This window comes from Nocardia miyunensis NBRC 108239 (assembly GCF_001613065.1).
GTDB classification, from domain to species: domain Bacteria; phylum Actinomycetota; class Actinomycetes; order Mycobacteriales; family Mycobacteriaceae; genus Nocardia; species Nocardia miyunensis.
The window spans coordinates 54237-65180 of the sequence record NZ_BDBQ01000024.1; the positions used below are offsets into that span (position 1 = coordinate 54237).

15 protein-coding genes are annotated in these 10944 nt (G+C 65.9%); 14 read left to right on the plus strand and 1 reads right to left on the minus strand.

Going from position 1 to position 10944, the window contains the following annotated elements; genetic code table 11:
* Positions 1–110 precede the first annotated feature (110 nt).
* The 11 genes from NM2_RS52560 (at position 111) to NM2_RS10415 (ending at position 7846) form a co-directional block, all read left to right on the plus strand.
* Entirely contained in the window at positions 111–236 is a 126-nt protein-coding gene (locus tag NM2_RS52560; RefSeq protein ID WP_281182428.1) for a hypothetical protein, read from the plus strand.
* Positions 237–1240: 1004 nt separating this feature from the next.
* Positions 1241–1639 carry a 30S ribosomal protein S8 gene (rpsH, locus tag NM2_RS10370; RefSeq protein WP_067667064.1) on the plus strand — a complete coding sequence of 133 codons (399 nt, stop codon included), beginning with the start codon at positions 1241–1243 and terminating at the stop codon, positions 1637–1639.
* Positions 1640–1653: 14 nt separating this feature from the next.
* Positions 1654–2193, plus strand: a complete 540-nt coding sequence (gene rplF / locus NM2_RS10375; RefSeq protein WP_067667066.1) for a 50S ribosomal protein L6 — start codon at positions 1654–1656, stop codon at positions 2191–2193.
* 3 nt (positions 2194–2196) lie between these two features.
* Complete coding sequence (gene rplR, locus NM2_RS10380; protein WP_067667068.1) at positions 2197–2610, plus strand: 50S ribosomal protein L18; 414 nt, start codon at positions 2197–2199, stop codon at positions 2608–2610.
* 49 nt (positions 2611–2659) lie between these two features.
* Positions 2660–3307: a 30S ribosomal protein S5 gene (gene rpsE / locus NM2_RS10385; protein ID WP_040818518.1), complete on the plus strand. Its 648-nt coding sequence runs from the start codon at positions 2660–2662 to the stop codon at positions 3305–3307.
* A 2-nt stretch (positions 3308–3309) separates the two neighbouring features.
* Positions 3310–3495 carry a 50S ribosomal protein L30 gene (rpmD, locus tag NM2_RS10390; RefSeq protein ID WP_067667070.1) on the plus strand — a complete coding sequence of 62 codons (186 nt, stop codon included), beginning with the start codon at positions 3310–3312 and terminating at the stop codon, positions 3493–3495.
* Entirely contained in the window at positions 3492–3938 is a 447-nt protein-coding gene (gene rplO, locus NM2_RS10395; protein ID WP_067667072.1) for a 50S ribosomal protein L15, read from the plus strand. Before rpmD ends, rplO begins: the two co-directional genes overlap by 4 nt.
* 189 nt (positions 3939–4127) lie before the next feature.
* Positions 4128–5453: a preprotein translocase subunit SecY gene (gene secY, locus NM2_RS10400; protein WP_067667074.1), complete on the plus strand. Its 1326-nt coding sequence runs from the start codon at positions 4128–4130 to the stop codon at positions 5451–5453.
* Positions 5450–5995, plus strand: a complete 546-nt coding sequence (locus tag NM2_RS10405; RefSeq protein ID WP_067667075.1) for an adenylate kinase — start codon at positions 5450–5452, stop codon at positions 5993–5995. Before secY ends, NM2_RS10405 begins: the two co-directional genes overlap by 4 nt.
* Positions 5996–6000: 5 nt before the next feature.
* On the plus strand, positions 6001–6801 hold the full coding sequence (map, locus tag NM2_RS10410) for a type I methionyl aminopeptidase (protein WP_067667077.1): 801 nt from the start codon (positions 6001–6003) through the stop codon (positions 6799–6801).
* A gap of 271 nt (positions 6802–7072) precedes the next feature.
* Entirely contained in the window at positions 7073–7846 is a 774-nt protein-coding gene (locus NM2_RS10415; RefSeq protein WP_067667079.1) for a DUF6585 family protein, read from the plus strand.
* Between the two features lie 12 nt (positions 7847–7858).
* On the opposite strand, the gene dtd is transcribed toward NM2_RS10415, so the two are convergent.
* Complete coding sequence (gene dtd / locus NM2_RS10420) at positions 7859–8302, minus strand: D-aminoacyl-tRNA deacylase (protein WP_067667084.1); 444 nt, start codon at positions 8300–8302, stop codon at positions 7859–7861.
* Positions 8303–8474: 172 nt separating this feature from the next.
* Between dtd and NM2_RS10425 the strand changes: the two genes are divergently transcribed.
* The 3 genes from NM2_RS10425 to NM2_RS10435 all read left to right on the plus strand — a co-directional run.
* Positions 8475–8798, plus strand: coding sequence for a hypothetical protein (locus NM2_RS10425; protein WP_067667081.1), 324 nt, complete (start codon positions 8475–8477; stop codon positions 8796–8798).
* Between the two features lie 17 nt (positions 8799–8815).
* A complete protein-coding gene (locus NM2_RS10430) occupies positions 8816–9328 on the plus strand; it encodes a YbaB/EbfC family nucleoid-associated protein (protein WP_067667083.1) in 513 nt (170 codons plus the stop codon).
* A gap of 15 nt (positions 9329–9343) precedes the next feature.
* Positions 9344–10944: WXG100-like domain-containing protein (locus NM2_RS10435; protein WP_157121019.1), on the plus strand; the 1601-nt coding region annotated here is incomplete at its 3' end.

Below are 10944 nucleotides of genomic sequence, written 5' to 3' on the forward strand. Positions count from 1 at the left end.
CGGCCGTTACACGCCAGTAATGCTCCACGCACTCCGCGCCCGAGACACTGTGACAGTCGCCAAAACCGTTGGGCGTCACGTGTCCTCCACCAAAGGTCAACTCGCGTGCGGTGAACGATGAACTGCCGCTGCTGGAACCAGGGATATACGATATTCAAGCGGCAATGGACCGGCAACTCGAAGGAGTCCACTTACAATCAGTGAAACTGGTTATGGTGCAGGCGAATTTAACGTGATCACGGCCTGAGGAAAGTTGCCTGAAGTTCACTGTGATGTCGTGGTCGCGTCTCGATACCGTTCCTCCCGGCACGCCGGAGCAGGTCGCGACGTCCTGTCGAATCCCACTGAGCGGCTGGGTTATTCGTTGAGCGGTACTCCGGCAACTCGGCGGCGATCACTGATCGTGAGCCGAAACATCTTCCGCGACAAGCAAATAGAAAGTTAACTGCGGACTCGAGACCGATTGCCCGAAGTTCACCCTCTGTCGCGCCGACGTTCGAGCGTTGCGTCGTGCACAACCGGATGCCGAAAAACCTTGCGGCCGAGCCGATATCCTTCGCCGGGCAACGCATCCGGCGTGGCTCTCGGTGTGACTGTGCAGATTTGGGTGTCGGTGCCTTCCGGCAGCCTTCGCCCATGCCGTCCGTACTGCACGAGGTGGTGAAGGTCAGCGCACCGGATCCTGAACCGGGAAGCCGAGTTGTTCGGCCACGTGCCCGATGTTCTTGTAGTGCGTGACGAGGCCGAGTTCGTCCAGCCCGCACCGGAGCGCCGATGCGAGGCGGATGGCATCGAGGGTGCGAGGTTCGGGGTGACCCGCGAGAGTTCGATGCGGCTATTCTGACCTCGGTGGTTCGTGTACCGGCTCGTCGTCGGGTGACGACGTACTCGCGGTCGAGCATCCGTTCGAGATCAGTGTTTCGCCGAATGTCCTGTTCGAACTAGGGCGGCGCCGATTTCGACTGAGGGCTCGGTCCGCTGCGGCGGGATCGCGGGAGCCTCGGGTCACGGCGGTGATGCCCGGTGTGGCCCCGATTTTGTCCTGGTAGCGGCCTTGTCTACACTGGTCCAGTTGCCTGGGCCGGTCCATGTGCATTGTCGTATGTGCGTGGGGCCCGGATGACACGCACTTCATCCGGTTGGCAGAAAGCTTGCCGGACCAGCCGAATTGCTATAGGCCCACTATCCGCGTGCGCGGGTGCTGTATGGGAACCGTGGCGAGAAAGGTTAGCGGTCACGTATGACCATGACAGATCCGATCGCAGACTTCCTGACCCGTCTGCGCAACGCCAACTCGGCGTACCACGATCAGGTGCAGGCTCCGCACTCGAAGCTCAAGGCGAACATCGCCGAGATCCTCAAGCGCGAGGGCTACATCGCCGACTACCGGACCGAGGACGCGACCGTGGGTAAGACCCTGGTCGTCGACCTCAAGTACGGCCCCAGCCGTGAGCGCAGCCTGCAGGGCGTGCGCCGCGTGTCCAAGCCCGGTCTGCGTGTGTACGCGAAGTCCACCAATCTGCCCAAGGTCCTGGGCGGCCTCGGCGTGGCCATCATCTCCACGTCGACCGGCCTGCTGACCGACCGTCAGGCCAAGCAGCAAGGCGTGGGCGGCGAAGTCCTCGCCTACGTCTGGTAAGGGAGGTCAGGACAATGTCGCGTATTGGTAAGAGGCCAATTGCCATCCCCGCTGGCGTCGAGGTGACCATCGATGGTCAGAACGTCGCGGTCAAGGGGCCCAAGGGCACCCTGTCGCACGTCGTCGCCGAGCCCATCATCGTGAGCAAGGCCGAAAGCGGCGAGCTCGAGGTCGTCCGCCCGGACGACGAGCGCCGTAACCGTTCCCTGCACGGCCTGACCCGCACCCTGGTCTCGAACATGATCGAGGGTGTCACCAAGGGCTACGAGAAGAAGATGGAAATCTTCGGCGTCGGTTACCGCGTGCAGGCCAAGGGCTCGAATCTGGAGTTCGCCCTCGGCTACAGCCACCCGGTGCCGGTCGACGCGCCCGAGGGCATCACCTTCGCGGTGGAATCGCCCACCAAGTTCTCGGTGTCGGGTATCGACAAGCAGAAGGTCGGCCAGATCGCCGCGGTGATCCACGGCCTGCGCAAGCCCGACCCGTACAAGGGCAAGGGCATCCGCTACGCCGGTGAGGTCGTTCGCCGCAAGGTCGGAAAGACGGGTAAGTAAGCCATGGCCAACACACAAACCGAAGCTCAGAAGGCCGCGCGCAAGCCGCTCGGCAAGGATGCGTCGACCCGTCGCCGCACCGCCAAGGTTCGTCGCCACTTCCGGCTGCGCAAGAAGGTCGCCGGTACCACCGAGCGTCCGCGGCTGGTCGTCAACCGCTCCTCGCGGCATCTGCACGCGCAGCTGGTCGACGACTCGGCCGGCAAGACCATCGCCGCGGCCTCCTCGGTCGAGGCCGATGTGCGTGCCGTCGAGGGCGACAAGACCGCCAAGGGCCGCAAGGTTGGCGAGCTGCTCGCCGCCCGCGCCAAGGCCGCCGGTGTGGAGGCCGCGGTGTTCGACCGCGGTGGCCACGACTACCACGGCCGCATCGCCGCTCTGGCCGATGCCGCGCGCGAAGGTGGGTTGAAGTTCTGATGCGGATTCAGCCCGAGACCGGAATGACCATGAACGGAAGGAACGTCTGATGCCGGGACGTCAGCGGCGTGACGGCGGCAACGGACCCGCCGGACAGAACAGCGGCCCCGAGGGCGGCCGTCAGGAACGTGGCGGCGGTCGTGACCGTCGCGGTGATCGCGGTGGCCGCGACAATGCCGCCGAGAAGAACCAGCTCGAGCGCGTAGTCGCGATCAACCGCGTCTCCAAGGTCGTCAAGGGTGGTCGGCGCTTCAGCTTCACCGCCCTGGTGATCGTGGGCGACGGCAACGGACTGGTCGGCGTCGGCTACGGCAAGGCCAAGGAAGTTCCCGCGGCCATCCAGAAGGGTGTCGAGGAGGCTCGCAAGGGCTTCTTCCGCGTCCCGATGATCGGCTCCACCATCACCCACCCGGTGCAGGGTGAAGCGGCCGCCGGTGTGGTCATGCTGCGTCCGGCCTCGCCCGGTACCGGTGTGATCGCCGGTGGTGCGGCTCGCGCGGTGCTGGAGTGCGCCGGTATCCACGACATCCTGGCCAAGTCGCTCGGTAGCGACAACGCCATCAACGTCGTGCACGCCACCGTTGCGGCCCTGAAGATGCTGCAGCGTCCCGAAGAGGTGGCCGCCCGTCGCGGTCTGCCGATCGAGGACGTCGCTCCGGCGGGCATGCTGCGTGCACGTGCCGGACAGGGAGTCTAGACATGGCACAGCTGAAGATCACCCAGATCAAGAGCACAATCGGCGCGAAGGCGAACCAGCGTGATTCGCTGCGCACCCTCGGCCTGCGCAAGATCCGGCAGAGCGTGGTCCGCGAGGACAACCCGCAGAACCGTGGTCTGGTCAACGTCGTGCGCCACCTCGTTACCGTTGAGGAGGTAAACGCATGACCCCGATCAAGCTCCACCACCTGCGTCCGGCGCCGGGCTCGAAGACCGAGAAGACCCGCGTGGGTCGCGGTGAGGGCTCCAAGGGCAAGACCGCGGGCCGTGGTACCAAGGGTACGAAGGCTCGCAAGAACGTCCCGGCCCGTTTCGAGGGTGGCCAGATGCCGCTGCACATGCGGCTGCCGAAGCTCAAGGGCTTCACCAACCCGTTCCGCGTCGAATACCAGGTCGTGAACGTCGGCGATATCGCCCGGCTGTTCCCGCAGGGCGGCGAGATCGGCAAGGCCGAACTGGTCGCCGCCGGTGCCGTGCGCAAGAACGAATTGGTGAAGGTGCTGGGTCAGGGCGAGATCGGTGTGGCCGTTCAGGTCAGTGCCGACAAGTTCTCCGGCTCGGCCAAGGAGAAGATCACCGCGGCCGGTGGCACCGCCACCGAGCTGGGCTGACAGTAACCGGTGCGGCGGGGCGGTAGCGTGGCATATGACCACGTGAAAGCCTCGCGTACGTCGCAGTACTACACAGTGTCGCCGGACGGGTGAGAGCCCGTCCGGCGTCGCTGTTAGAGTTCAAGTGTTGTCTGCCAAGACTTGTCGAAACCCGGGCATGACCCCACATGTCGTTAGCCAGGAGGATCTGTGTTTTCCGCCTTCGTGTCGGCTTTCCGGACCCCGGACCTACGGCGGAAGATTCTCTTCACGCTGGGCCTGATCGCGCTGTACCGCATCGGTGCCGCGCTGCCGTCGCCCGGTGTCGACTACAAGGCAGTCAAGCACTGCGTCGACATCGTCAACGGTGGTGGTGACGCTGGTATCTACCAGCTGATCAACATGTTCTCCGGTGGTGCGCTGCTGCAACTGTCGATATTCGCGATCGGCATCATGCCGTACATCACCGCGAGCATCATCATCCAGTTGCTCCGGGTCGTCATTCCGCGCTTCGAGGAACTGCACAAAGAAGGCCAGTCCGGCCAGAACAAGATGACCCAGTACACCCGCTATCTCGCGGTGGCGCTGGCGGTTCTGCAGGCCACCGGCCTGGTGGCGCTGGCCGCGCGCAAGCAGCTGCTGCGCGGGTGCGATCAGGACATTCTTTCCGACAAGAGCATTTTCGGCATGATCATCATCGTGCTGGTGATGACGGCCGGTGCGTCCATGGTGATGTGGCTCGGCGAGCTGATCACCGAGCGCGGTATCGGAAACGGCATGTCGCTGCTGATCTTCGCCGGTATCGCCGCGCGGTTGCCCTCCCAGGGCAAGGGCATTCTGGACAGCCGCGGCGGCCTGATCTTCGGCGCTGTCCTCGTGGCGGCGCTGGTGGTGGTCGTCGGCGTCATCTTCGTCGAGCAGGGCCAACGCCGGATTCCGGTGCAATACGCCAAACGTGTCGTCGGTCGCAAGATGTACGGCGGCTCGTCGACCTATCTGCCGTTGAAGGTCAACCAGGCCGGCGTCATCCCGGTGATCTTCGCCTCGTCGCTGTTGTATCTGCCGAACCTGGTGTCGCAGCTGACGCAGGGGTCCTCGGGTGGCTCGGGCAGCTGGTGGCAGAAGATCATTCAGCAGTACCTGGTGAACCCGGGTAATCCGGTGTACGTCACGATCTACTTCGTACTGATCGTGTTCTTCACCTACTTCTATGTCGCGATCACCTTCAGCCCGGAGGAACGCGCGGACGAGATGAAGAAGTTCGGTGGCTTCATTCCCGGATATCGCCCGGGTAAGCCGACCGCGGACTATCTGACTCGGGTGCTGAGCCGAATCACCCTGCCGGGTTCGATCTATCTGGGTGCTGTGGCCGTGCTGCCGAACCTGTTTCTGGACATCGGCGCATCCGGTGGTGCTTCGAGTCAGTTGCCGTTCGGCGGTACGTCGATACTGATCGTCGTGAGTGTGGGCCTCGACACGGTCAAACAGATCGAGAGCCAGCTGATGAACAGAAATTACGAAGGGTTCCTCAAGTGAGACTCGTACTGCTCGGTCCGCCGGGTGCCGGTAAGGGCACGCAAGCTGAACTGCTGTCGGACAAGTTGGGTGTCCCGCACATTTCCACGGGGAACCTTTTCCGTGCGAACATCTCACAGCAGACCCCCCTCGGTCGCGAGGCGCAGCGGTATATCGACGCGGGCAATCTGGTGCCCAGCGACGTCACCAACCGCATGGTGGAATCCCGCATCTCCGAACCGGACGCGGTGAAGGGTTTCGTGCTCGACGGTTATCCGCGCACGGTCGATCAGGCCGAGGCGCTGGAGAAGATGCTCAAGGAGGCCGGACACGAGCTCAGCGCCGTGGTGAGCCTCGAGGTCGCGGAGGACGTCGTGGTGGAGCGCATGCTCGGCCGCGGCCGCTCGGATGACACCGAAGAGGTCATCCGCAACCGGATGCACGTGTACCAATCGGAGACCGCGCCGCTGCTCGAGCACTACGACGGCCTGGTCGTCACCGTGGACGGTGTCGGCGAGGTCGACGAGGTCAACGGGCGCGTGCTGCGGGCGCTGGGTCGCTGACGCGGATGGTCTTCGGCCGCAAGCACAAGAAGGTGGTGCCGTTCCGCACCTCCGGTGAGCTGGACGCGATGGCGGCGGCCGGGGCGGTCGTGGGCCGGGCCCTGGTCGCGGTGCGCGCTGCCGCGAAGCCGGGCGTTTCGACGTTGGAACTGGACGACGTCGCCGAGCAGGTCATTCGTGACGCCGGTGCGGTGCCCTCCTTCAAGGGCTATCACGGATTTCCGGGATCGATCTGCTCGTCGGTGAACGACCGTGTGGTGCACGGGATTCCGGCCGCCGACGAAATCCTCGCCGAGGGCGATCTGGTGTCGATCGACTGCGGCGCGATCCTGGACGGCTGGCACGGCGATTCGGCGTGGACGTTCGGCATCGGCGAGATCGTCGAGCCCGATCGTCTGCTCAGCGATGCCACGCGGCTGTCCATGGAGGCCGGGATCGAGGCGATGCTGCCCGGTAACCGGCTCACCGACATCTCGCATGCGATCGAGCTGGGCACTCGCGCGGCCGAACGTGAGCACGGCCGGTCCTACGGCATCGTGGACGGTTACGGCGGGCACGCCATCGGCCGGGAGATGCATATGGATCCGTTCCTGGCGAACGAGGGCGCGCCGGGTCGCGGGCCGAAACTGGTCGTCGGATCGGTGCTCGCGATCGAGCCGATGCTGACGCTGGGCACCACGCAGACGAAGGTGCTCGGCGACGATTGGACCGTCGTGACCACCGACGGGACTCGGGCGGCGCACTGGGAACACACCGTTGCCGTGACAGAGGACGGCCCGCGGATTCTGACGCCGCGTCCGGAGTAGCGCGTCGGGAAGCCGCGCTCGATGGGCCGTGACAGAGGACGGCCCGCGGATTCTGACGCCGCGTCCGGAGTAGCGCGTCGGGAAGCCGCGCTCGATGGGCCGTGACCGGGGATTTCGACTGTGAATTCGGAGTGACAAGCATCACAACGTACCCATTCCGCGAGGTAGGAGTGGGTACGTTGTCGTCCGGGTATGAATTGTGCGACGAACAAGTGTGGATCGGTCCCGCGGTGGGCACCCATTCGTGGTGACATCGGGCGGTGACTCGGGAGTGACCGGAGCGGTCGGCGACGCAGCCGAGCGCGCGATGCTCGGGCGGTACCTCCGGACGTACCGGCCGGGGCACGTGGACGCGCGGCGGCCGCTGCTCGGAGCCGGGGTGATCGCGGCCGGAATCGTGGTCGCGGTGATCGGGTTCGCCGTCGGATTGCCGGCGGTGGGTGTCCTGGGCATCGTGGTGTTGCTGGCGGGCGCGGCCCGGCTGCTGTGGGATCTTGGGTTGCTGGGATCGGCGCATCAGCGCGGCAGTCGGCTGGATCTGTATCAGCACGGGGTGGTGGCCTCGGACGGCGGGCAGGTCCGGGTGGTCCGGTACGACAGCACGACGGTCCGGCGAAAAATCGTGCATGCCGCCAAAGATCCTGCGGCAGAGGACGTTTCGTACCGCTACACGATCATGGACACGGACGGCGAGCCGGTGGTGCTGCGGCACGGCATCGAATGTCCGCGACAGTGGGGCGCGCAGATCGAACAGGGCATTCTGGACGCGCAGTTGCCGGTAGCCCAGGCGGCGCTGGATGCCGGGGCACGGCTGGAATTCGCGCCGATGTGGCTGACCTCGGCCGAACTGGGGGCGGGTTCGGAATCGGTGCCGTGGTCGCAGGTCGGGGATCTGGCCGTGGTCGGCGGCTGGTTGAGCGTGCGGGTGCGCGGGCGGGCGCAGCCGCTGGAATCGCTGCCGCTGTGCCTGATGCCGAACTACATGGTGTTCCGCGCGCTGGCCGAGCGGCTGCACGCGACATCCGCCGCCGGCTCGGCGGGCTGAGCCGAATCGGGTTCACGCTTCCAGGAGCAGGGTCACCGGTCCGTCGTTGACCAGCGCGACCTGCATGTGCGCGCCGAACCGTCCGGTGGCCACGGTGACGCCGAGCCCGCGCAGGGTTTCGGCGAACAACTCGACCAGGGGTTCGGCCACCGGACCGGGCGCGGCGGCGGACCAGGAGGGGCGGCGGCCCTTGGCGGTGTCGGCGTAGAGCGTGAACTGACTGACCACGAGGACGGGTGCGCCGAGATCCGCGACGGAACGTTCCCCGTCCAGGATGCGCAGCCGGAACAGCTTGTCGGCCAGGGCTTTCGCGGTCGCCTCGGTATCGGTGTGGGTGACACCGACCAGGGCCGCCAGACCGTGCGGTACGCCCGCGGCCGCCGGGTCGATGCTGCCGACCACCTCGTCGTCCACGATCACCTGCGCGGAACGCACGCGCTGCACCAGAATTCGCATGTCGCACATCATCACAGGTCGGTCGTGTTCCCAAATCTGGCCGGTCTCGATTTGCGTTTCGTCTACTCCTCGTTCATGTCGGCGCAACGGCGGATTCGCCGGTGGATGACATCGTCGATGATGCGTCAATGTGAGAGCGCGTCGAGGCGAGCGCGAGGAGAGGGGAACGGCGATGACGACCGTCAAGGTCGATCCGGAGCAGTTGCGCAGGGCGGCGGTCAAGACCGGCGAGGTGCGGGACCGGATCGGGAGTGTCATTACCACCCTCCAGTCGGCTCTGGCCGCGCGCGGCGAGCCCTGGGGTGACGATTCGCTGGGGCACCAGTTCGCGGATGGCGACAAGGGCTATCTCACCGCGAAGACGAACATGATCACCGGCGCGGGGCAGTTCGAGAAGACCTTCGACAGCTACTCGACGGGCCAGACCCAGAGCGCGGACAAGATCGAGAAGACCGAGCACGGCACCGCCGCCGTGTACGTCACCTTCAACGCCTGATGCCGGGTCGGTGACCTATGGCATATGAGTTCGACAGGGCCGAGCTGGAATCGATCGTCTCCGATGCGCGGGAACAGCTGCGCACCGTCGCCCGAATTCAGCAGCAGCGCGCCCAATTGATCGGTACCGCAACGGTTTCCAACAAGCGCGTCACCGTCAGCGTGAATGCCGACGGGATCGTGGTGGAGACCAAGTTCGGGCCGGGTATCGAGAACCTCGGCTTCTCGGCGATCGCCAAGGCGGTCACCGAGGCCGCGCAGCTGGCCGCCAAGGATCTGAACGAGAAGAATCGGGAGCTGATGACCCCGCTGCAGAGTCAGCGGGCCCGGCTGCCCAAACTCTCCGACCTGATCCAGGGCATGCCGGACCTGCGCGGTGAGCTGCCCACGCCGCCGGAACCCTCACTGAAACCGCCGAATTCGGCTGAGCGCAACCCACTTCCCGGCGCGGACGAAATGCAGTTCACCGACGTGGAGTCGTACGACCACGATCACGAAGTGCAGCCTCGGACCACGGAAGCCGGTTGGTGATCGCGGGATAGCCCCATGGCGATCGAATTCCCGTCCTGGCTGGAGTGGCTGGGCGCCGCGGTGGGCATGGAGTGGCCGCACGGCAACGAAGACGAGATGTGGGCCATGGCGGCCGATTGGCGCACCGCCGCAGCGGGATTGCGCGATATCGTCCACGACGTCGAGGCGGCCAAGAGCGCCACCCTGTCCGCCTACTCCGACGGCGACGGCTCGGACTCGATGGCCAAGGCATTCGACGCGATCCTGCGCGACTCGGGCAATGCCAAGAATTCGCTGCCGGATCTGGCCGACTTCTTCGATCAGGTCGCCGAATCGGTCGACGCCGGCGGCACGCAGATCCAGTACACCAAGCTGATGTTCTACACCACGCTGGTGGTGACGGCCGCGGAGATCGCCTCGGTGTGGATCTTCCCGCCGACCGCGCCGGCGGAGGAGGCCGGGATCATCGTCGCAACCCGGGTCGGGGTCCGGGTGATGATGCGCGAGGCGCTGGCGGCGATGGAGGAGAAGCTCGCCGGCCTGATCGGTGCTCGGATGGCGAAATTCCTGCTGCGGCACGTGATGGTCGGCGGATTGCTGGGTGCGTTGCAGGACTACGCGATTCAGCAGTTCCAGGTGTTCGAGGGGCATCGCAACGGCATCAATTGGGGGGAGACGATCGTCTCGGGTGTGGCCGGGGCGGCGGGCAGCGCGGTGGGCGGCCCCACGGCCGAGGCGCTGGACAAGGCGCTGGTGAAGTCTCTGGGCACCAAGGCGACCCGGATCGTGGCCGGAACCGTTTCCGGCGTGGTCAATTCCGCGGGCGCGGTCGCCGCGATGGTGCCCACGCAGTTCGCGGTGGACCTGGCGACCAAGGGGTGGGACACCGCGGTCGAGGATCTGAAGAACACCCACGTGGATTGGCGGATGTTCACCGCGGGGGCTGCGGGCGGCATGCTGTCGGGCGCGAATCATGCTGTGGCGGACCGGTATTACACGAAAAGCAGTTTCTGGAAGACGCCCGCGGGCGTTCCGGAGATGCGGATCGGGTCGGCGCGGGACATGGACATCGTGGGCGACGGCAGTACGCCACTGGCGGTCGGCGATTCGGGTTCGCGCGGTGAGCACGTGGTGGCCCCCGCCGAGGAGAACGGTGGCGGGGGCGTTCAGCACGACGTCCAGCAGACGCCGAACAACCGTGCGGCAGTGGTGGATTCGCCGCGCGACACGCAGGTTCGCGCGGCCGGGGCCGCGGATTCCGTCGAGGGTAACCATCAGCCGGGTGGTGGGAACCAGGCCACGGGTACACGTTCGGAGCAGACGACCACGCAGTCTCCGGGCGCGACTGCCGAAACACCCCGTGCCGGTGTGCATTCCGATGCGAACGGGGTTCGTCCGGAGGGGGCGGGCGGCGATGTTTCCGAGGCGGGCGGGCGATCCGGTGGTGACGTGGTCTCGAACGGCGAGACCGGCACCGTGCCGCGTTCGGAGGATGACCCGAACGTAATCGCCGGTGCGCGAACGGAATCCGATGCGGCGGTCACCCCGGCGGTCCAGGCCGGTGAAAACGCGACGACGTCGGCTCCCATGGCGGCGGATACCGCGTCTTCGGCGGGCGCGTCGGTGCGGGCGGACGC

Bases quoted from the DNA above. Each gene is read 5' to 3' on its own strand.
- rpsH (WP_067667064.1), top strand. From the start codon at position 1,241: ATGACCATGACAGATCCGATCGCAGACTTCCTGACCCGTCTGCGCAAC.
- rplF (WP_067667066.1), top strand. From the start codon at position 1,654: ATGTCGCGTATTGGTAAGAGGCCAATTGCCATCCCCGCTGGCGTCGAG.
- rplR (WP_067667068.1), top strand. From the start codon at position 2,197: ATGGCCAACACACAAACCGAAGCTCAGAAGGCCGCGCGCAAGCCGCTC.
- rpsE (WP_040818518.1), top strand. From the start codon at position 2,660: ATGCCGGGACGTCAGCGGCGTGACGGCGGCAACGGACCCGCCGGACAG.
- rpmD (WP_067667070.1), top strand. From the start codon at position 3,310: ATGGCACAGCTGAAGATCACCCAGATCAAGAGCACAATCGGCGCGAAG.
- rplO (WP_067667072.1), top strand. From the start codon at position 3,492: ATGACCCCGATCAAGCTCCACCACCTGCGTCCGGCGCCGGGCTCGAAG.
- map (WP_067667077.1), top strand. From the start codon at position 6,001: ATGGTCTTCGGCCGCAAGCACAAGAAGGTGGTGCCGTTCCGCACCTCC.
- dtd (WP_067667084.1), bottom strand. From the start codon at position 8,302: ATGCGAATTCTGGTGCAGCGCGTGCGTTCCGCGCAGGTGATCGTGGAC.
- NM2_RS10425 (WP_067667081.1), top strand. From the start codon at position 8,475: ATGACGACCGTCAAGGTCGATCCGGAGCAGTTGCGCAGGGCGGCGGTC.
- NM2_RS10430 (WP_067667083.1), top strand. From the start codon at position 8,816: ATGGCATATGAGTTCGACAGGGCCGAGCTGGAATCGATCGTCTCCGAT.